At 47.3% G+C, this 20,300-nt stretch carries 17 protein-coding genes; 1 reads left to right on the top strand and 16 read right to left on the bottom strand.

Annotation, left to right across the window (positions count from 1 at the left end; translation table 11 throughout):
* Nucleotides 1-19 precede the first annotated feature (19 nt).
* The 7 genes from G633_RS19150 to G633_RS0105880 all read right to left on the bottom strand — a co-directional run bounded on the left by G633_RS19150 (nt 20) and on the right by G633_RS0105880 (nt 10,003).
* A complete protein-coding gene (locus G633_RS19150) occupies nt 20-2,326 on the bottom strand; it encodes an EAL domain-containing protein (protein ID WP_081664695.1) in 2,307 nt (768 codons plus the stop codon).
* Between the two features lie 99 nt (nt 2,327-2,425).
* Nucleotides 2,426-3,553 carry a class B sortase gene (locus tag G633_RS19145; RefSeq protein ID WP_155834920.1) on the bottom strand — a complete coding sequence of 376 codons (1,128 nt, stop codon included), beginning with the start codon at nt 3,551-3,553 and terminating at the stop codon, nt 2,426-2,428.
* A 124-nt stretch (nt 3,554-3,677) separates the two neighbouring features.
* Nucleotides 3,678-4,442 (bottom strand): alpha/beta hydrolase family protein, encoded by a 765-nt coding sequence (locus tag G633_RS17540; RefSeq protein ID WP_051199996.1) that lies wholly within the window; start codon nt 4,440-4,442, stop codon nt 3,678-3,680.
* Between the two features lie 117 nt (nt 4,443-4,559).
* Nucleotides 4,560-6,503: an oxidoreductase gene (locus tag G633_RS0105895; protein WP_026519350.1), complete on the bottom strand. Its 1,944-nt coding sequence runs from the start codon at nt 6,501-6,503 to the stop codon at nt 4,560-4,562.
* 178 nt (nt 6,504-6,681) lie between these two features.
* A complete protein-coding gene (locus tag G633_RS0105890; RefSeq protein ID WP_022770920.1) occupies nt 6,682-7,578 on the bottom strand; it encodes an alpha-hydroxy-acid oxidizing protein in 897 nt (298 codons plus the stop codon).
* On the bottom strand, nt 7,550-8,791 hold the full coding sequence (locus tag G633_RS0105885; protein WP_026519349.1) for a hypothetical protein: 1,242 nt from the start codon (nt 8,789-8,791) through the stop codon (nt 7,550-7,552). The genes G633_RS0105890 and G633_RS0105885 overlap by 29 nt, the downstream gene beginning before the upstream one ends.
* Before the next feature lie 36 nt (nt 8,792-8,827).
* Entirely contained in the window at nt 8,828-10,003 is a 1,176-nt protein-coding gene (locus G633_RS0105880) for an iron-containing alcohol dehydrogenase (RefSeq protein WP_026519348.1), read from the bottom strand.
* Between the two features lie 140 nt (nt 10,004-10,143).
* On the opposite strand from G633_RS0105880, the gene G633_RS0105875 reads away from it, so the two are divergent.
* The gene (locus G633_RS0105875) at nt 10,144-10,824 is read left to right on the top strand and encodes a hypothetical protein (protein WP_026519347.1); all 681 of its coding nucleotides are present in this window, start codon (nt 10,144-10,146) and stop codon (nt 10,822-10,824) included.
* On the opposite strand, the gene G633_RS19140 is transcribed toward G633_RS0105875, so the two are convergent.
* The 9 genes from G633_RS19140 to G633_RS0105830 all read right to left on the bottom strand — a co-directional run bounded on the left by G633_RS19140 (nt 10,813) and on the right by G633_RS0105830 (nt 20,298).
* The gene (locus G633_RS19140; protein ID WP_051199994.1) at nt 10,813-12,459 is read right to left on the bottom strand and encodes an esterase/lipase family protein; all 1,647 of its coding nucleotides are present in this window, start codon (nt 12,457-12,459) and stop codon (nt 10,813-10,815) included. The two genes, G633_RS0105875 and G633_RS19140, sit on opposite strands and share 12 nt — an antisense overlap.
* A gap of 154 nt (nt 12,460-12,613) precedes the next feature.
* The gene (locus G633_RS0105865; RefSeq protein WP_026519346.1) at nt 12,614-14,182 is read right to left on the bottom strand and encodes an amidohydrolase; all 1,569 of its coding nucleotides are present in this window, start codon (nt 14,180-14,182) and stop codon (nt 12,614-12,616) included.
* 1 nt (nt 14,183) lies between these two features.
* Complete coding sequence (locus G633_RS0105860; protein WP_022770954.1) at nt 14,184-14,597, bottom strand: EamA family transporter; 414 nt, start codon at nt 14,595-14,597, stop codon at nt 14,184-14,186.
* Between the two features lie 179 nt (nt 14,598-14,776).
* Nucleotides 14,777-16,423 carry an AMP-binding protein gene (locus G633_RS0105855; RefSeq protein WP_026519345.1) on the bottom strand — a complete coding sequence of 549 codons (1,647 nt, stop codon included), beginning with the start codon at nt 16,421-16,423 and terminating at the stop codon, nt 14,777-14,779.
* 42 nt (nt 16,424-16,465) lie between these two features.
* Nucleotides 16,466-17,221 carry a carboxyltransferase subunit alpha gene (accA, locus tag G633_RS0105850; RefSeq protein WP_026519344.1) on the bottom strand — a complete coding sequence of 252 codons (756 nt, stop codon included), beginning with the start codon at nt 17,219-17,221 and terminating at the stop codon, nt 16,466-16,468.
* A gap of 15 nt (nt 17,222-17,236) precedes the next feature.
* Complete coding sequence (locus G633_RS0105845; protein WP_026519343.1) at nt 17,237-18,076, bottom strand: acetyl-CoA carboxylase carboxyltransferase subunit beta; 840 nt, start codon at nt 18,074-18,076, stop codon at nt 17,237-17,239.
* 3 nt (nt 18,077-18,079) lie between these two features.
* A complete protein-coding gene (locus tag G633_RS0105840) occupies nt 18,080-19,408 on the bottom strand; it encodes an acetyl-CoA carboxylase biotin carboxylase subunit (protein ID WP_026519342.1) in 1,329 nt (442 codons plus the stop codon).
* Between the two features lies 1 nt (nt 19,409).
* The gene (fabZ, locus tag G633_RS0105835; RefSeq protein ID WP_026519341.1) at nt 19,410-19,844 is read right to left on the bottom strand and encodes a 3-hydroxyacyl-ACP dehydratase FabZ; all 435 of its coding nucleotides are present in this window, start codon (nt 19,842-19,844) and stop codon (nt 19,410-19,412) included.
* Nucleotides 19,845-19,854: 10 nt separating this feature from the next.
* Nucleotides 19,855-20,298, bottom strand: coding sequence for an acetyl-CoA carboxylase biotin carboxyl carrier protein (locus G633_RS0105830; protein ID WP_051199992.1), 444 nt, complete (start codon nt 20,296-20,298; stop codon nt 19,855-19,857).
* Nucleotides 20,299-20,300 lie beyond the last annotated feature (2 nt).

Raw genomic sequence — 20,300 nt, 5'->3', positions numbered from 1 at the left:
CCTAAAATGATATGTTTTATTACTTTTCAAGCATGGCCTCAAAATCCGCTACAGGTATAGGTTTTGAGAAATAATAGCCCTGGAAAAGATGGCATCCGAGCTCGCTGAGCCTGTCGAACTGCTCCACTGTCTCTACGCCCTCTGCAAGGGAAACAATGTGAAGATCCTCTGAAAGCCTGATGACGTTTTTAACTATAATATCTGACTTCTCCTCATCACTACTCTTTCCGAGGAAATTCATGTCGATCTTAAGAACGTCAACCGGCATGTCTTTTAACATGTTAAGAGATGAATAGCCGCTGCCGAAATCGTCCATTTCAACGATGAAGCCCTGCTTTCTGAACTCCTCAAGGATCCTCATCTTGTCATCGGTATCCCTCATCATGCTGGACTCTGTAACCTCGATCCTGAGGTTACGAGGATCAATGTCGTACTTCATGACATAACTCATGATCTCCGAAAGGACATCCGTCATGTAGAAATCCTTGGGAGAAACATTGATTGAGATAAAAGCACCCGGGAATTTCTCATCCCAGTGCGAGAGAAGCTCGCAGGCTGATTTCCATATATGCTTATCCAGGTCTGTGATCATTCCGTTTTCTTCAAACAGTGGTATGAAGTCGGCAGGCGACATAAAGCCGTATTCGGGGTGGATCCATCTTGCAAGAGCCTCCGCTCCCACAATCTTTCCGCTCTTATCAGCTATAGGCTGCAGATATGGCACAATCTGGTTCTCCTCAATGGCGACATCAAGCTGTGCTGAAATTTTCTGATTCCACAGCATCTTTTCCCTTATCTTCTTATCGAAGAACGCAACGTGTCTTCTGTAATCATCTCTGATAGAATCGAGGGCAGACATAGCCCTGTCAAAGAGAACAGCTACATCAGTATCGTCCTCTTCTATCTCGCAGAATCCAACATGTACCACAAGATGCTGCTCGATATCTCCAAGCCTTACCTTAAAGCGCGACAGATCTCGCTCTACGATTTCCTGAGAAAAGGCCTGCTTGGGAAGACACGAACCGAATGCATCACCTGCTATACGTCCGTAGACACAGGATTTATCCGAATAGCTTCTCATCCAGTCCGAAATCTGCACAAGCGCTGCATCTCCGAACTCACGTCCAAACACATCATTGAACATCTTAAAATCGCAGATATATATGCACGCAACGTAATAATCCTTCAGCGCATGCTGTTTTAACCTATCCGATATCACTTTAACGGTGTATTCCTTGTTATAAACACCGGTAAGCGCATCGTGATTGGCAGCATACATCTCCATCTCAATGCGGTGCTTTTCCTCTGTAATATCTCTGACTCTGACATATGAGCCAACAGGCCTGTTGTTCCTGTCGTAGAACTTTCCGTGAGCCACCATATAGTAGCGCTCATTTCCAAGTGCACCCAGGGTAATCTCAGTGTCTTTTTCCTCAGGGAATTTTCTTATATCACCAAAAAGAGATATAAGCGTATTGGAAACTTCCTCAAAATCATCATGATTTATCCCAGTAAGCTTCCTGGCAGGGTTGTTTGCCCATATACATATGCCTTCCGGTCCATAAAGTACTACAGCTTCTTTTGAATCGGATACAATATCAGCAAGCATCTTGTCCAAAAGACGAAGGGGTCTGTAATAAATTGAGAAGTAAAAGATCAAGAGGCCAATTACTCCAAATCCCAGCATTGACCTGTCAATCGGGGTCCTCGAAATAAGATAATAAGACTGCCAGAGTGCGCCGATGATCATGCTGATGAGTATTACTATATAACGCTCCTTATAAAGCAGGGATACCTTCATGCTCCTGTTAAGGAAGACGATCATTACGATTGCTATTACTGCATAGCAGACCAGGATATGTCCGGTCAGTCCCCAGAGCGGTTTCATAAGGAAATAAGGCCGTCCGTAGGACTCAACTTCCTGCAATATAAAGGCGTGTCCGGTGACTATACTGATAAGTATCTGGATTACATCAACAGCAAGAACATAGTTAATCCAGATTGGCATAATCCGTTTTTTCTTTTCTTTATAATTCTGTACACTACAATATTCGTTGGTAAACCTTATCAGTGCGTACATGATAAGATCCATGCCAATGTAATAGATATAACAGCCCACCAGCGCAACACTTTTTGTGGTGGTGCCAATGATCAGCATATTTCCGAGATCAGGGGGAATAAGCGCCAGACAGAGAAGGCATACCGATTTGCCTATTGGCTTATTTGAGCGCAGAGAGGCCCAACTACAGAGCAGTAATATAACGATCAATAATGCAAATATAAAAACAATCGTATATCTGATCAATTCGCGCAGCCTCCAAAGCATTGTATATGGACATACCTATACACTTAAATTCTATACTTAATTTGGAAAAATATGTGTCAAAATTGCGCGAATTAATCAAACTTTAATGAATTTCAGATATTAGTTATACCTGTCGTCCTCTTCTACCAGAACACCTAAGACAACGAACTGGAGGTCATCTTTTCTGGTGCAGGTTGAGAGGGTAACAACTTTACTGTCTTCCTTGACAGGAATCTCAGAATCCATGTAGGACTTGATCCTTACGGGCTCTGCATCTTTTACAAATTCAAGCGCAGCATCTGAGACATAATCATATAGAACATAGTTCTCAGCGACGTCCATGTACTCAAAGATCAGGTATCTGTAGGCCTTTTCAGGCGTAATGATCTGAAAATACATATGGTCATTGTAATAGGCAGGATCTTTTCGGTACTCCCTGAGGGATCCGAACATCGTGCCATCCTTCATATTATGGCCATAGATGATGGAATTGGCATCAGTAAAGTCCGCTGCTGAACGATAATCCAGGAAAATAGCGCCTGTGGGCGCTTCATCTCCCATGTAATCGAGGCTTCTGTATTTCTCATTATCGCTTGTTTGCATGATAGGATAGCTGATGTGTCCATCCTCGAAATATACCCAGCCAATCATCTCGGGGTATGCTTCCATGAGCTGTTTAAGGTCTATGTCGGCAGTGTTCCAGGATGCTGAGGGGGTGGGGGCGGGCTCTGTCTCTGAAGGAGCTGTTGCAGGGGCTGTGGCCTCAGTGGCTGCTTCATTCTGCTCTTCAGAGCCGGAATCAATCTGCTTTTCCGCACCAGCATCTACCGTACTTATCTCAACATTATCGCTAGTATTTACATCTGTATCTTCAGTGCCTATACTTACTGCTTCTATCTCTTTTTCTTTTGAAGCATTGCTTATCTGCGATATCTTCTCTCCGGAATCTACTGTAACAGGCTTTTCAAGCCCTGTTATCCTCTGCGATGCAAAAATCGCCACACACAACAGCACTGCAGCCATTGCAATTCCTACTATTCTCTTACCCGTAGACGTTGTCTTATCAAAAAGAGAGCACACAAATATAGCGCATGTAAACAAAGCGCTAATTAGTGCAATCAGCACCAGCGCGAGGACTGTTACAGCCTTAGCTGTACCTCTGTGCTTCTCATTAAAGCCCTTAACAGCAAGCATAAATCCCTGTATTAAGCTCTTTTTCGTTTCTTCTAATCTACTTACTAAATGCAAAACTTATAACCTCTCATTTCAACCTGACAATCATATCACATGAGCGCCTGAAATCAAAATGAAAATTACATGAAAAAGAAGGACGCACGGGACAGCCCCTTGCATCCTTCCATTTACCTGTCAATCACGAAATATGCTCATAAATCTTCACAAAATCTACAGACGCTTCCCTCGCCATGTCGGAGTCCTTGCCGTCAAAGCCGTGTCCTGCGCCCTTTACCTCGCGCAGCGTTGCGTAGCCGTAGTTGGCAGCTGCAGTCCTGGAGTACTCTATCGGCACAACGTCGTCTTTGTTACCGTGAATCAGGAGTACCGGTTTCCCAAAGCCCGTCTGCAGGTCTTTTACATCGATATCCACTGCAACCTTGTCATAATCGGGGCTGAGCTTCATGCCGAACACCTCGGTATCGCCTCGCTCCAGGCGCTTCCTGGAATCATCCGGGATGACAAAAGCCGGATACCAGAGAATAAGGCCCTTGACGTCTTCTGTATAAGCGCGGCCAACAATCGCGGAAACAAGCCCTCCCTGGGACTCACCCTGAAGATACAGGCTGTCCTTGTTCACGTATGGCAGGCACTTTACACTCTCCATAACTGCCACGAGGTCCGCAGCCTCAGTCATGACCGTCATCTCCTGCATGGTTCCGTCGCTTGCAGACTCCATTCCGCCGCCACAGAAGTCAAAGAACACGCATACAATGCCGCTTTCCGCATATCCTGCGCCGTGATGCATCAGCTCTCTATAGTTTGACCCAAAGCCGTGGGCAAATATAACCGTGGGAAAAGAGCCTTCGTCATCCGGTCTGTATATCACCCCCCTGATGACCCGGCCATTTTCCTTGGTTACCTCAAGTTCTTCTTTAATTGATGTATAAGTTTTATTTTCCATATCATCAATCTTACCACCATTTGCAAAAATCTTCCAAATCAGTAAGCAAAAAACTCCCTCCGCCCCTAAAACGAGCGAAGGAAGTCTTTGCTTACTATTTACTCTTTCCCTTATTTCTTATTCCATAAATCCGTATGCCAGATTTACTGCGTCGAGAGTTGCTTCCATGATCCTTCCGGGAACATTTGCATCACCTGCAGCAAGAACCGGGATTCCGAGCTCTTTAAGAGGCTTAAGAAGCGCATTCTCGGATTTTACACCAAGTGCAACGATAACATTGTCTGCATCAACTCTTGCTTCTGTGTGGTCCTTGGTACTCTGGATAACAATTCCCTTATCATCTACAGAAAGAACCTTCTGACCTGTGCAGATCTTCTCGCCCTGCTTGGTCACTCTTGTGATGTAGTCCACAAGAACTGAAGGGTAAAGACCTCTTCCGATCTGGTCAAGCATCTCGACAAGAGTTACTTCTCTTCCCTTGTAGCAAAGGGTCTCTGCAACTTCCATACCGGTGTTTCCGCCGCCGATAACCACAACAGAGCCGTCTTTTACATCTTTTGCTCCGCTCAGGAACTCTTCAGCTGTGATAACATTGCTTCCGTCAATTCCAGGGATTGGAGGAATGATAGGTGTTCCGCCGCTTGTAAGGAATACGCCCACAGGATCTACATCCTTGACATTCTCTACTGTAGCCTCTGTTCCAAGCCTTACCTCTATTCCGGAATTCTCAACTCTTGCAATAAGTCCGTTCTTGTAAGCACCAAGCTTGTCCTTAAGAACAGGCTTGTCTGCCAGATTAAGCTGTCCGCCGAGTACGTTTTCTTTTTCAAAAATAACAGGCTTAAAACCTCTCTCTTTAAGCGTGAGCGCCGCTTCCATTCCGGCCGGACCTCCGCCGATTACTGCTACAGTTCTGCCATCACCGTTTCTGTTTATCTTGTCAAACTCAACTTCTCTTCCGCATCTTGGGTTCACTGTGCATTTGATATGGCCATTTGCTCCGATTGCTCCAAAGCAGTTAAGACAGCCTATGCAACGGTTGATTTCTGCTTCTTTTCCGCACTCAGCCTTTCTGGACCACTCGGGATCTGCAAGATTTGCTCTGGCAACACCAATGAAGTCACATACGCCTTCTTCAAGGAGTGTTTCGGCAACTGAAGGCTCTTTTATATTATTAACAGCAATAACAGGAATGCTTACAGCTCCCTTGATTGCAAGTGCAAGATGCTTCTTCCAGCCCTGAGCAAATGAAGCAGGCTCTACGATAGTAGTTGATGACTCGTATATACCTGTTGAAACGTTGATAACATTGATTCCCCAGCTCTCAAGGCACTTTGCGATCTCGACTGTATCCTCTATCTTAAGTCCGCCATCTACGAATTCATCGGCACTGATTCTTACTGATATAGGATAGTCAGGTCCGCACTGCTCCCTGATTCCTGCGATAATCTCCTGCATAATGGTAAGTCTCTTTTCAAAAGAGCCGCCGTACTTATCCTCACGTTTGTTTGTATATGGGGACATAAATTCATTGAGCAAATATCCGTGTGCACCATGAAGTTCTACACCGTCCATTCCACCTGCCTTTGCAATAACTGCGCCGTTCACAAAGGCTTTAACAAGACCTTCAACCTCTTCTGTTGAAAGAGCTCTCGGCATCTCCTGGCATACCTTACACATTACTTCGGATGGTGCAACAATCTGTCTTCCTTCTATCTGAATTGCGTGATTCTCTCTTCCCGGATGATGAAGTTGCATAAATATTCTTGCTCCATGGCGATGAACTCTGTCTGTGAGCCTCTGAATTCCGGTAATATGAGAGAGCTTATAAGCTCCAAGCTGGCACGGACAAGCTGTTCCGTACATAGGCTCAACTCTGGTAACCTCAGTGATAATAAGGCCTACGCCACCTCTTGCCCTCTCCTCATAGTAGCGGATGATATGCTCATTGGCATGACCGTCTGGCTCAGCAAGACCAACTCCCATAGCCGGCATAACTACACGATTCTTAAGTGTAAGTTTGCCAATCTTCCCCTCTTCAAATAGTTTTGTAAAAGCCATAAAAGAAATCCTCCTTCTGCATAAATATAAGTTATGCTTATTATATGATAGCGCACTATATAATAGCGCACAATCATTATAATCGACAAACTTGCCTCGCCATATTTGTCTATTTTTTTGGTAAAAAAAATGACCCCCACCTTTAAGTGGAGGTCAAAATTATATGTTGCTGCTTTTCTTAAATCTGATACAGCACTGAGCTGTCGATGTCTGAAACATTCTCAAATCCTGTGGAACTCATTATATATCTGAGCTCATTTCCAACGCCCTTTATGAACTCACATACGCCGGCTGTTCCCTGACTCTCAAGGGATGGAAGCATTGATCTTCCAACAGCTGCTGCGTCTGCGCCAAGTGCCAGAGCTTTGAACACATCTGCGCCTGTTGCGATTCCGCAGTCGACGATTATCTTAACGTCCCTGCCCTCCAAAGCGTCTTTTATCTCAGGAAGGACAACCATCGGAGGTACGGCGTAAGGCACGCGGCCGTGATGATGGCTGACAATGATGGCCTTTGCTCCGATATCAGCGCTCTTTACTGCATCTGCGACACTGAGGACGCCCTTTACAACGAAAGGAAGCTTTGTCAGCTCAACATAGGAATGCAGCATTTCTGAGGTCTGGAAGCTCATTTCCTCACCCACAACCACGTCATAGCCGTCATTTCCAAAGATATGGTCAATATCCATACCGATTCCAAACGCGCCAACCGACTCCGCAAACTGCATCTGGTCTTTTACCTTACCATTGTCCGCATAGGGCTTAACGATCCTGATGGTCTTTGCGCCGGTATCGACAAGCTTTTTGAACTGATCGTTTTCCATCATTCCGCAGAAATTCAGGATATTTAAGTCTCTTGCAGCTTCCGAATATTCTTCCAGCCCGGTCTTTTCGCGGCCGTTGTAGTAACTAAGATGCGAAAAAGCCGGTGTCATAACGGGCATGGAAAAAGACTCCCCCAGAAACTCTATTTCCGTATTTGCTTTGACTGAATCGATGTACCTTGACTCAATGAGTATTGAATCCATGTACTGCTGTGTTATCACGTTAGCATCTGCTTGCCTGGTATAAGCCATTTTCTTCCTCCTTTTTATCTTCCATTTTCTTCATTTTATCAACATACTTGATTTCGTACTTTAGCTCTTTTGCCAGATATAATAAGCCGCCGAATTTCTCAACATCACCATTCTCATGTGCAAGCTTTGCATAGTACTCAATTCGCTCCTCGCGAACCTTTTTAGGGTAAATCTTTAAAACCTCTACTGCCATGAAAAAGTACGGCTCATCAACATCTCCCAGACAGTCAAAAAGAAAGTCAACCCCCTCGACGTTTTTGGGATATCCAAGCAGTCTTAAGAGCTCAACACCGTTGCATACGCTCTGATCGTTCTTGTACCTGTCAAAATTCAGATAGGTTAAAAGATCTTCATCCCCTGCTTTGACATCCCTGACTATCCTTTTGACCTCCTTATCTGAAAGAACCCTCTCATAAATATCAGTGTTGCTACCAGCTTTTTTCTTATGCTTGTTCAGGAGATTCTTTTCCCAGAGATATCGAAATGCACCCCAGTCTTTCTTTGCAAGAGCCTCATCTATCGCCCCGTTGGTACCCGCAAATTCAAGCCATGCATGTTCAGGTACAGCTGTATAATACTCGCCTTTTTCTTTGAAAAAGTTCTCAAGTTCTCTGCTAAAAATGGTGCTATGAGCAATGAACGGAAGCAAGATAGTGTTTCCATCAACAGTATATAGTTCAGCTTTCCTTTTGTTGTAACCGATTATCAGGTCTATCGGAAGATATCCTCCCCAAAAAGAAATCCACTTTCCCGACTCACTGACCTTCAGAAAACGGGCTTCTTTTCCCGACTGGTAGGTATAGCGATGAAATACCTCATCTCGCAAAAGCTCTTTTAACCACAAGGAACCAAACATTTTTCCAAAATGTGGCAATTCGCCGAATTTATTGGGTTTGAGCGGCAAGCTGGTAGAAAAAACAGAATAATCTTCCTTTTCTTCTTCCTTTTCTTCCTCCTTGCTCTTATGCTTTCCGGGAAGTCCATATGCCAAAAGAAATATCGGTCCCAGACCTCCTATTGGCAAAAGCGTAAATATAGATAACATCGTAAGCGCAGCCGATCCTATCGTTTCATCTATAATCGCGCACAAGTAAAGCGAAACAAGAAAACCGATTGCAAAACTTCCAAATATGAGCACTAAAGATGCCACAAAGGCCAGTATTTTTCTTATAATGCCTCCGCGCTCACCAAATTCATTTAATTTTTTAAGCATGTACTACTAATATCCCTATTCCTTATAATTTGGCTATCATCCAATAGCCTTATGATATATCCTGTTAACATCCTCCGCTGACAGAGGTCTTATTCTTGAAAGCTTTAGTGTGTCCTGCATGGTCGCATCCAGCGAAAGAGCCTTAAGATCCTCTTCAGTGGGGTTGATGCCCAGGTCCTTCAGACTTACAGGCATTCCGATTGACTTAAAGAATTCCACGGTCTTTTCTATTCCTAAAAGAGCTGCCTTCTCATCGTCAGTCTCCGAAACCTCCCACACTTTCCTTGCGTAGCGGGCAAATCTGGGAAGTGCCTCCCTGTAAAGCTCTTTTGCCCAGGAGCCCCATACTGCTGCGAGGGAATCACCGTGAGTTACGTCGAAGCGCGCCGAGAGTGCATGCCCCAGCTTGTGAACCGAGAAATCCTTGCCTCTTCCGCATTCTGTGAGGTTGTTATGTGAAAGGCTTGATGCCCAGAAAACTTCGCACATCGCATCATAGTTGGCCGGATCTTCTACTGCAATCCTGCCGTTTTTTATGACTGTCCTGAGAAGCCCCTCTGCAATCTCGTCTGTCATATCGCAGTGGCTGTCCGGGATAAAGTATCTCTCAATGGTGTGCATCATGATATCTGTAACACCTGCAGCTATCTGATTCTTAGGGAGAGTTGCACCAAGTGCAGGGTTTACAATAGCAAATCTGCATCTGTTAAAGTCAGTATTTATGCCGGCTTTCTTGCCGATCTCCTCGTTGGTCAGAACTGCGGAGTCGCTCATTTCGCTGCCTGCAGCTGCGATTGTAAGAACCGCTCCCACAGGAAGGGATCTGGTAAGTGGTACCTTCTTAGTCCAGAGCTCCCACAGGTCATTTTCAGGGTTTGCAGTTCCGTGGGCTATGGCTTTTGCTGTGTCGATGGCACTTCCGCCACCCACTCCGATTATCATATCTGCGCCAAAGGCAAGGGCCTCTTTTACGCCCTCCTTAGCATGGGCCAGGGTGGGATTTGGCTTGGCTCCGCCGAATTCCTTGTATTCAATGCCGGCTGCGGACAGAGATTTTTCTACTCTCTCAAGAAGTCCGCTCTTTATTACGCTCCCTTTTCCGAATACGAGGAGCGCCTTGTTTCCGTACTTTTTGGCAGTTTCCCCGGTCTCCTTCTCAACTTCTTTTCCAAAAATCACTTCTGTTGGTGTATAATATCGAAAGTTGTCCATTCCTGACCTCCTTATAAGCTAAACAATCACACTTACAATCGTATCTAAGGGCTAAGGCATGGTCAAGATTTTTTGCAACAATATCTGCCTCTTAGTTGTATACATATTAGAAAGACAGATAATCACATAAGGAGAAGATCATGAGCACAACAGATTATGCTAATGGCGGAATCCCAAAAACAATTGAAGAATTAAAAGACTATTGCGAAAGAAACGGCTTTACACCCAGCAAAACCAGGTTTTTCGTAGGTTTCGATTATACCGGTGCCAAGGCATTTGGTATTTACAAGGATGATAAAACCGGAGAATTTGTGGTTTACAAGAATAAGGCAGACGGAAGCCGTGCGATTCGCTACCGCGGAACCGACGAAGAGTTTGCCGTTGTAGAGCTTTACGACCGTCTTCAGTCCGAGATTGCGAACCAGAAGCTCAGATACGCAGCTGAGATGGCCGAAAGAGAACGCAACAAATACGAGAGCTCCTCATCATATACCGGAATGCCCGAGAGCATCAGAAACTTCCATATCGAAGATCATCCGGTAAGCTCCGGCCTTGACTTCGGCATGGATGAAAGCTATGAAGGTTCTTCAAGCGGACGCTCAGGAAATGGCGGTAATGGCGATGGATCCTCACGTGTACTTACTGCGATCATTTCCATTATTGTTTGGATACTGGTTGTGATCTTCGGTCTCGGAGGTGTCGGAGGCGGTGGAAGCAGTAGCTACGGCGGTTCCAGATATGAGTCCAGCTACGACTACGATTCAGGCTGGAGCTCCGACAGCTGGGACTCAGGATATACTGACTGGGATTCAGACTGGTAAAAAGAGCATTGTTATCATCTTCACCAGTTTAAGATAAAACGGTTTCACATTGACCCGCTTTGTAAGGCCTCCTTGTAGGGACATGTGATCGCCCGTTGTGGCAGGCATTACGTTCCAGATGCCGGGATTTATAGGCTGCCCCTCCTTATGCTCCGTGTAGAGCGCTCCTATAGGCGCTCCGGCCGAAACCGTATTGACGAGGCCGTCGTTTGGCTGCCAGGACTCATCAACTATAAATCCGCCTGCCGTCGTTCCGGTATACCTGCTCATGTAGGTTGAGCCCTTTATGAAAAGGCCTTCCGTAATCTCCGGATTGGGCTCCAAAAGGCCATTTTCTCCCACTTTTGTCGATACGCAGGGGTAAGCAAAATAGAATACGTCGTCAAACGTAGTTATAGTCTCATTCATGGCCAGTGCATTGTCTATATGCATGTCAAAGGCCGCATAATCCCAGAGCTGACGTCCGTCATACACAGGCGTTGATACGCCCGACATGCGCTTGCTCTTCTCTATGTACTCCTCAGGCACATAAATTTCAGATACGTCAAAAGACTCATCCTCGTACAGGTCATATGCTGTCGTGCCATTGGTTGGCGCTGCCAGCGTAACTACCGCATATAGCCCGTCTCCTCCGCCTCCCTTAAAGAAGTCCGAGAGATCATCCGGATCAGTTGCGGCAATTTCCTCCTGAGAGCCGTCTCTGATGAGCTCGGAAAAAAGTCTTACCGTAGCCCCTCCAAATGAGTGACCGATAAGTACGAACCTAGAATCTGCGAAATTATTTAATAACGGTTGTTTTGAATAATCCGTTCCAAAGCGCTCGTGGCCTGCTTTTTCGCTGTGAGCCTTTCCGTAATCCACCCTTGTTCCCGTAAGCTGAGCATATAGCTCACAGGCTCTGTCCCAGGCACTTCCCTTAGGGGCAACCGAGGCAGCGTAGCTCTCATAGCCTTTTTCATTCAGGTACCTGATGATATCTCCGTGAGAAGTCCCCCAGTACGGGAAGTACTCGTACTGCGTATCATAACTTCCCCAGCCCGAGAGCCCATGCACGAATATGAACTTCAGATCAGACTTCTTGGGGCTGTGGTATCCTACGGCAAAAGAGATTGCGCTAACGACCAGTAACAGACAAGTCATCCACACAACGGTCATTTTCACACCGTTGCTCCTTATCAGGAAGAAAGGATACGGGCCTTCCAGGCGCTTTGTATAGTTGAAATAAAGCATTACCAGGCCATAAGCGAGTGTTACAGTGGCCGGAAGCCACATCCACTTAAGGCTTACCCGCTTTTCAATCAGCATATATGAAAATGTAGAAATTATGGGAATTAACAGATGATGGAAAAGACCGCTTCCCGAAAACAGCAGCTCTTTCAGCATTCCGGACATCGGAACCAAGATGCATGCTGTCACAAAGAAGGTCATGATGAGCATGCAAACGCTGATAAACCTTAGCACCTCCACAGGCTCTTTTCCCCCAAAGATCACCAGAAGAATTGACGAAACCAGCGTCAGCAGGTTGGAAATCTGCGTGTAGTAGATAAAGTTCTTCTTAAGACCATGCCACTTAAATGCCTTTTTGAAAGCAATCAGCTCCAGGATAATTATCAGGAAATTCAAGACTCTTGCCATTTTTGTTTCCTCATTTTGAGCCCCGGGGACGGAGTCAGGGGCTCATTTTTTGAGTCACTGGGGACGTTTCAGTTTGTCTCATTTTGAGTCACCGGGGACGTTTCAGTTTGTCTCAAAATGAGACAAACTGAAACGTCCCCAGTGACTCACGCAATCAGGCTTTCTTGTTCGAAAAAAGTCCGCTCAGAACTGTGCCTGCCACAGATCCAGCCTGTGGTCTATACTCTTTTCCGCCAAGAAACAGTTTTTCTACCTTAAGGTTAATCAGCTTATCCGCCGGTACAGAGTACGGATTCTCTGACAGTATTACCATATCAGCTATCTTGCCTTCTTCCAGTGAGCCTCGCTCCTTCTCATCGAAAGTTGTGTAATAACCGTTGTAAGTGCACATACGAAGGGCATCCTGTACGGAAACTGCCTCCGACGGATTGCTATGATTTACAGCCTTGTGCAGCCAGACAATCGGGTCCGGATCCGTGCATGGGCCGTCACTGCCAAAGGACACTATGCAGCCGGCTTCCATGAAGGTTCTAACCGGGTTAAGGCGGGAATTTCTCTCTTTCCCAAGAATGCTCTCAGTATATTCCGGCGGCTCCTGTTTCCAGTTGTCAAAGGCTATCTGCATCGGCAACTGAATGTGATACTCCTTGCAAATGGCAATGCCTTCCCTGGTTGGGAGACAGTCATGGATAATGCCATGTCTGTGGTCATCCCTTGGGAAGTCGTCAAGCGCTGCCTTTATCGCTCTTGTGGCCTGATCAAAGGCCTTATCACCAATCGCATGCATTTCAATCTGAAGGCCTGCTCTGTTGGCAGCCTTGCAGAACTCGATTACCTTCTCATCCGAGTAATAAAGAACGCCATTTCCGCCAATTTCATCAACATACGGCTCGTTCATCGACGCATCATGCGAACCAAAGCATCCATCAAGAGCGCACTCAAAGCACCCTCCTATTCTTGGGAGGTTTCTGCTGGTCGCAACCTTGACGTTAAGTGACTGCGGAAAGACTCTTATCTGAAATCCGTGCTGTATACCCTTTGCAACCAGCTTTTCCATGGTTATGTCCATGTTTAGCGGGAATCCAACGCCGCTGACGGTATGTATCATTCCTATACCCTTTGAAGCCTGGTAATCAACCGCGCGCTGCATGTTTTTAATAAGTGTTGGGATCTGTATGGAATTTGTAATGTAGTCAGAAACCGCGAAAAAGGCTTCCTGATTCATTTCTCCGGTATCAGGATGATAGCCGCGAAGATTCTTGACTTTACTGTCAACCAGTTTTAGAAGTGCGCTGTTGACCACGCACGCATGACCATCGTATTTGACCATGAAAACAGGCTTTTCAGCACAGACAGAGTCTATCTCTTCCCTGCTTACAAGTCTCTTTTCCTCAACAGAATACGGCGATGCGCCGAAGGCGATCATGATCTTTTCCTTGCATCTGCCCTTAAACTCTTTTATTCCCTCAAGGATCTCTTTATTCGTGCTGCATTCCATGACATTGAGCCCTGCGTGGAACTGCGAAAAAGAAGCAAAATGCTGATGTGTATCGCAAAAAGACGGGATCAGAGCCTTATTTCCGAGGTTAATTCTATCCACATCAGTGAATTTCTCCGGGAGCTCTTTTCCCACAAATACTATTCTGCCGCCATCTTCAACCAGAAACCTTGCGACATCGTTGTCCTTGTTAACTGTTAAAATATTCCCCTCAAATACCTTCATATCACACCACCATTAGCAGAGTTCCTGCCCCTATTAGCACGCATCCGATTGCTGACTTTGCAGTAAAATCCTCGTGCAGAAAAACGAATGCCAAAACAAGTGTAATTACAACGGAAAGTTTGTCGATGGGCACGACCTTGGAAGCATCTCCCATCTGCAGTGCCTTGTAGTAGCACAGCCAGGAAGCTCCCGTCGCCAGGCCCGATAGAATTAAGAAAATCCAGCTCTTTTGAGAAATTGATCGTATGCCGGATTGCTGATTTGTTATAAAGACCATTCCCCAGGCCATGACAACCACCACCATGGTGCGAATCGCCGTAGCCAGATTTGATCCTACCCCTTCAATTCCAATCTTTGCAAGTATTGATGTAAGTGCAGCAAATATCGCCGACCCCAGTGCTAACCAGAACCACATATCTACGCCTCCTCCATACATCCATGTTAGCACAATTCTCGTCCATAAGGGAGTCAAAGAGAACCGTCCCCATTGTCTCAAAATGAGACAATCTGAAACGTCCCCAGTGTCTCAAAATGAGTCAAAGTGAAACGTCCCCGGTGTCTCAAAATGAGTCAAACTGAAACGTCCCCGGTGACTCATTTTGCGTAGTCGGCTCTGCGGATGGCGGAGCGGAGGATCTTGCCGTTTGCGTTGTGGGGAAGGGTAGCTTCGAACTTGATCATGCGGGGATATTTGTAGATGGCGGTCCTCTTCTTGACGAAGTCCTGAAGTTCTACCGCCAGCTTGTTATCTCCCACGAAGCCGTCGCGGAGCACAACGCTGGCCTTGACCAGCGCTCCGCGATTTTTAGAGGGGTAGCCTGTAACAGCGCACTCAAATACAGCCGGGTGGCGCATCAGGATGTCCTCGACCTCGGATGGGCCAATCCTGTAGCCACTTGACTTAATAACATCGTCGTTTCTGCCGACGAAAAAGAAATTTCCATTCTCATCCTGAACAGCCATGTCCTTGGTGTGGTAGATTCCGCCTTCCCAGACCTCGTCATACTGCTCCTGATCCCCGAGATATCCGGCAAAGACACCGGCCGGACGCTTGCCATCCTTAGGAACGATGACAATCTCGCCCTCCTCACCGGCAGGAACAGGCTTATTATTCTCATCAACAAGCTCCACCCTGTACAGAGGCGAAGCCTTGCCGATACTGCCCGGAATCTGCTCCCCGTCCACCTGTGTGCAGACCTGGAGCGCAGTCTCTGTCTGGCCAAAGCCCTCCCGGACCGTGAGCCCCGTCAGTGCCTTAAACTTCGCAGAAATCTCCTTTGGCATAGCTTCCCCGGCCGTAGTCGCAAAGTGCAGATGGCTCAGATCATACCTGCCAAGGTCCTCCAGCACCAGATATTTATAGATAGTAGGAGGCGCACAGAACGTATTCACCTGCTCCTCCTCCAAAAGCCGCAGCATATCCCCGGCATAGAACTGCTCATAGTCGTAGACCATGATGGCAGCGCCCATGAACCACTGGCCATAGAGCTTGCCCCAGGCAGTCTTGGCCCATCCGGAGTCCGCCACAGTAAGGTGAAGACCCCCGGGCTTTACGCCGTGCCAGCATTTAGCCGTAAAAATATGCGCCAGCGGATACGAAAAGTCATGTATCACCGCCTTTGGCGCCCCATTAGTTCCCGAAGTGAAGTAATACAGCATCGGATCCGACACGCTGGTCTTTACTCTGGCAAAAGAGCTCCCGGCTCCCTCCACCAGATTTCCAAATCCCAGCTCATCCTTATACCGGTCCCCGACCACGACCATAGTGGCAGAAAGCCCATTTACAGCCTCCTCCACCTTGTCGCAGATATCATCGGCATTTACGCATATCACAACCTTAGCCCCTGAGAGCTTCATCCTCTCCCTTATATCCTCCGCCGAAACCATATGCGAAGTAGGTATGGCCACAGCTCCCAGTTTGTGAATAGCCAGAATACTGATCCAGAACTCATATCGCCTCTTAAGAAGCAGCATAACGCTGTCTCCACGGCCTACACCAAGCCCCTTAAGCGCATTAGCCGCCTTATCCGACAGCCTCTTGATATCCCCGAACGTAAACCTTGTAACCCTGCCATCTGCGGTTTTATGCAAAAGAGCCAATTCCCCCGGAACTTCACTTGCAAACCTGTCCATGACATCATAAGCAAAGTTAAAGTCCTCGCCGTAGCTGAGCTCAACGTCCACAATCCTGCCCTGTGCATCCTTTATTTCTTTATAGAAATCCTCATAGATCATTCCCATAATCCCTAAATTTCCTCAGTCCCTTAATTTCCATATCTGTCTTCAATATCCGACTTTCCTGAACTTCCTGTACCTCTGCATAACCAGTTCCCCGGCCGGCACCCCGAGAAGCTCCCTTAGCTGTCCGGCAATCTCCCCTGTAAGCTCCTGCATATCCACGCCTCTTATGACCTTATCAATAAGCCCCAGCTTATAGAGCTTATCTGCAGTCAGTCCCAGCGCAGCAGCAGCCACATCCGCCTTTTCCGTGCTCTTCCAGAGGATATTTGCACAGCTCTCCGGCGAAACAACGCTAAAATACGCATCCTCCAACATCCAGATCCTGTCCGCATGGCTAAGAGCCAGCGCTCCTCCGCTTCCGCCTTCTCCGATAACAATGGACAAAATGGGCGTCTCAAGATCCGACATCTCAGCAAGACACTGCGCAATCGCCCTTCCCTGGCCTCTCTCCTCTGCGTCAATTCCGCAGTACGCACCGGCCGTATCCACAAAACAGACAACCGGCCGGCCAAACTTCTCAGCCTGCTTCATGAGCCTAAGGGCCTTCCTGTACCCTTCGGGCATAGCACTTCCAAAGTTGTGCTCAATGCGCTCCTCGGTGTTCTTGCCCTTCTCGATTCCGATCACAGTAACCGCTATATCTTCAATCCTGCCAATGCCGGCGATTATGGCTCTGTCCTCACCAAATAGCCTGTCCCCGTGAAATTCCACGAAGTCCCTGACCATACCTCCCAGAAAATCCTTGGAAGTAAGCCTGTTTTCCGACCTGGCAGCCTTAACTATCTCAATATCATTCATTTCTCAAAACCACCTCTACGCACCATAACCGTGGAGCTTTAATATCCTGTCAAGATACTCCCTCTGCTCCTGGCGTGGCACTATCGCATCAATAAATCCGCACTCCAGCACCCTCTCGGCCTTTTGGAACCCCTCAGGGAGCTTCTGATTAAGCGTCTTCTCAATCACCCTCGGCCCTGCAAATCCCACTCTGGCCCTGGGTTCCGACAAAGTGATATCACCCAGCATGGCAAAAGAGGCATCGACTCCGCCCGTAGTTGGATTGGTGAGGAGCACCACATAGAGATTCCCCTCCCTGTCGTGCCTTTTAACCGCCGCGGAAATCTTGGACATCTGCATGAGAGAAACCATTCCCTCTTGCATTCTTGCGCCGCCCGACACGGTTACTCCCACCACCGGCAGATGTCTTTCCGTCGCATACTCAAAGAGCCTTGTTATCTTCTCGCCCACAACAGCGCCCATGGATCCCATCATAAAATTGCTGTCCATGGCAAAAATGCATACTCTGCTTCCGCCAATAGTGGCTTCTCCGCAGATAACTCCCTCGTTTTCACGGCTCTTTTCCCTGGCAGCAACGAGTTTCTCCTCATATCCGGGAAAATCCAGGATATTCCTGGACTCCATGTCCCTGTCCATCTCGATAAAGCTTCGTTTATCCGTGAGCATGAGGATCCTCCTCCTTGCCCTAACCGGGAAATAATGCCCGCACTCGGGGCACACAAAAAAGTTCTTCCTGATCCTGGCCACAGACACCTGCTTCCCGCATTTCTTGCAGGTTATACGCCTGCTCCTCGGCCTGTTCTCAGTATTCTCAAGCTCATTATTCGCCTTTAAAAATAAGCTTTTAAGCTCCATATCTTACAACACTTTCTGACAGATCCCCGTATCGTAGTTACCTATGACAAACCTGCCGTTTTCCATGAATTTCATGTGCATATCCCTGTTGTTGTCAATACCCAGCAGCACAAACTCCGACAGAGCACTCTTCATCTTGCGAATGGCCCCATCCCTGGTATCAGAGCACACAATGAGCTTACCCAGCATTGAGTCGTAGAAGGGCGTAACCACATAGCTCTGATAAAGAGCTGAATCAAACCTGACATCAACGCCCCCGGGCACGTGCAGAAGCTCCACTTTCCCCGTAGAAGGCGTAAAATCCCTGGCATTTTCGGCGCAGATCCTGCACTCGATGGCATGCTTTTTCCTGCCTATATCCTCCTGCTCATAGGGCAGCTCAACCCCCGCAGCAGTCCTGATCTGCCATTCAACGATGTCAATTCCGCAGACCATCTCTGTCACGGAGTGCTCCACCTGAAGCCTCGTGTTCATTTCCATGAAAAAGAACTTGTCCCCTTTTACCAGAAACTCCACGGTACCCACGGTGACATAGCCCACCTTCACAGCCAGTCTCCTGGCCGCCTCATACATCCTGCCCCTTAGCTCTTCCGATAAAACCGGCGCAGGACACTCCTCGATGAGCTTTTGGTTCTTCCTCTGCACTGAGCAGTCCCTGTCCCCGAGGATCAGGACCTTTCCCTTGCAGTCAGCGATTATCTGGACCTCAACGTGCTTGACGTTCTCTAAGTATTTCTCCATGAAGACTGCGTCATCGGCAAAAGAGCTTTCGGCTTCCTTTTTCACCTGTTCAAAGGCCGGGATAAGCTCTTTTTCCTCACGTACTACTCTGATGCCCTTTCCACCGCCACCGGCTCTGGCCTTAAGGATCACAGGATATCCGATCTCCCCGGCCCACTTAAGAGCATCGTCAGCACCACTTAAAATCTCGCTTCCCGGTGTTACAGGAACATCGGCGCTCTTTGCAATCTCCCTGGCAACCTCTTTCTGTCCCATCTTGTGCATGACTTCTTCTCCGGGGCTGATCAGCACAACGCCATTTTCCCTGCATTTCCTTGCAAACTCAGGGTTTTCCGAGAGCATACCGTAGCCCGGATGAATAGCCTCTGCTCCGGTCTTTTTTGCCACGGTAATGATAACGTCCATGTTCAGATAGCTGTCTTTTACCATGGGTCCGCCTATGCAATAGCTCTCATCCGCCATCTCCACGTGGAGAGCGTTACTGTCAGCCTTAGAATAGACAGCCACAGTCTGGATTCCCATTTCCTTGCAGGCTCTGATGACCCTGACAGCAACTTCGCCTCTGTTCGCAATAAGGATCTTAGAAAACATCTTAGTTTCTCTCCTTTTCCTCCAATATGGCAAAAGAAAAATCGCCGCTCATGCACCTCTTCCCGTCAACACTGAGCTCTCCGTGCAGCATATACATCGGATGGCTCTGTTTAAGGACCTTTGTATCAATCTTAATGGTGTCTCCGGGCTTTATCATGCCCCTGAATCTGACCTTATCAAGACCCGTATATACCGGAGTTGTGCCTTTATTCTTCATCCTGTCCGCAAACATGATGCAGGCGGACTGGGCCATCATCTCACACTGGATGACTCCGGGAACAATCGGATTTCCCGGAAAATGCCCCTGTAAAAAGAACTCGTCTCCCCGGACATGGTAATAGCCCGTCGCCGAACCATCTTCGTTAAGATAAGCCTCATCCACCAAAAGCATGGGCTCCCTGTGGGGGAGAATCCCCTTAATCTCTTCTCTGTCCATATTTCCTTCCTTACTCAATGACAAAAAGAACCTGATCAAACTCCACAAGATCACCCTCTGCAGCAAGTACCTGCTTAATTGTTCCGCTGACAGGGGCCTTGACCTCGTTCATCATCTTCATGGCTTCAAGAGTGCACAAAACATCGCCCTTTTCAACCTTATCGCCGGCCTTGACAGCTCTTTTGCCACCGACAGCTCCGTAGAAAACGCCAAGAAGCGGCGCTTTAACCTCTACTCCCGATACTGCAAAAGACTCAGCTTCCGTCTTCTTAGCCGGCTCCAGAGCCATCTCAGAAGCCTGAATCTGCACCGCACCCTCCGCCGCAACAGCTTCCAGGGCCGGAGTGTTCCACTCTTTTTTCATCCTCAGCTTAAAATCCCCATCTTCTACCTCAAGCTCTGATAGAGACAGCCTTCTAAACATATCCTCATAGTCTTTTAACGAATTAGTCATCT

Origin of the sequence: Butyrivibrio sp. FCS006, from assembly GCF_000424525.1 — a bacterium.
In the GTDB taxonomy this organism is placed as follows: Bacteria; Bacillota; Clostridia; order Lachnospirales; family Lachnospiraceae; genus Butyrivibrio.
This window is presented reverse-complemented; position numbering and strand designations above follow the sequence as displayed.

What these genes read in the sequence shown, in the direction of transcription:
- G633_RS0105885 (WP_026519349.1), bottom strand. Translation starts at nt 8,791, where the DNA reads ATGCTTAAAAAATTAAATGAATTTGGTGAGCGCGGAGGCATTATAAGA.
- G633_RS17540 (WP_051199996.1), bottom strand. Translation starts at nt 4,442, where the DNA reads ATGGAAAATAAAACTTATACATCAATTAAAGAAGAACTTGAGGTAACC.
- G633_RS0105855 (WP_026519345.1), bottom strand. Translation starts at nt 16,423, where the DNA reads ATGGGAATGATCTATGAGGATTTCTATAAAGAAATAAAGGATGCACAG.
- G633_RS0105860 (WP_022770954.1), bottom strand. Translation starts at nt 14,597, where the DNA reads ATGTGGTTCTGGTTAGCACTGGGGTCGGCGATATTTGCTGCACTTACA.
- G633_RS0105875 (WP_026519347.1), top strand. Translation starts at nt 10,144, where the DNA reads ATGAGCACAACAGATTATGCTAATGGCGGAATCCCAAAAACAATTGAA.
- G633_RS0105845 (WP_026519343.1), bottom strand. Translation starts at nt 18,076, where the DNA reads ATGGAGCTTAAAAGCTTATTTTTAAAGGCGAATAATGAGCTTGAGAAT.
- G633_RS0105895 (WP_026519350.1), bottom strand. Translation starts at nt 6,503, where the DNA reads ATGGCTTTTACAAAACTATTTGAAGAGGGGAAGATTGGCAAACTTACA.
- fabZ (WP_026519341.1), bottom strand. Translation starts at nt 19,844, where the DNA reads ATGGACAGAGAAGAGATTAAGGGGATTCTCCCCCACAGGGAGCCCATG.
- G633_RS19150 (WP_081664695.1), bottom strand. Translation starts at nt 2,326, where the DNA reads ATGCTTTGGAGGCTGCGCGAATTGATCAGATATACGATTGTTTTTATA.
- G633_RS0105865 (WP_026519346.1), bottom strand. Translation starts at nt 14,182, where the DNA reads ATGAAGGTATTTGAGGGGAATATTTTAACAGTTAACAAGGACAACGAT.
- accA (WP_026519344.1), bottom strand. Translation starts at nt 17,221, where the DNA reads ATGAATGATATTGAGATAGTTAAGGCTGCCAGGTCGGAAAACAGGCTT.
- G633_RS0105830 (WP_051199992.1), bottom strand. Translation starts at nt 20,298, where the DNA reads ATGACTAATTCGTTAAAAGACTATGAGGATATGTTTAGAAGGCTGTCT.
- G633_RS0105840 (WP_026519342.1), bottom strand. Translation starts at nt 19,408, where the DNA reads ATGTTTTCTAAGATCCTTATTGCGAACAGAGGCGAAGTTGCTGTCAGG.
- G633_RS0105880 (WP_026519348.1), bottom strand. Translation starts at nt 10,003, where the DNA reads ATGGACAACTTTCGATATTATACACCAACAGAAGTGATTTTTGGAAAA.
- G633_RS0105890 (WP_022770920.1), bottom strand. Translation starts at nt 7,578, where the DNA reads ATGGCTTATACCAGGCAAGCAGATGCTAACGTGATAACACAGCAGTAC.
- G633_RS19140 (WP_051199994.1), bottom strand. Translation starts at nt 12,459, where the DNA reads ATGGCAAGAGTCTTGAATTTCCTGATAATTATCCTGGAGCTGATTGCT.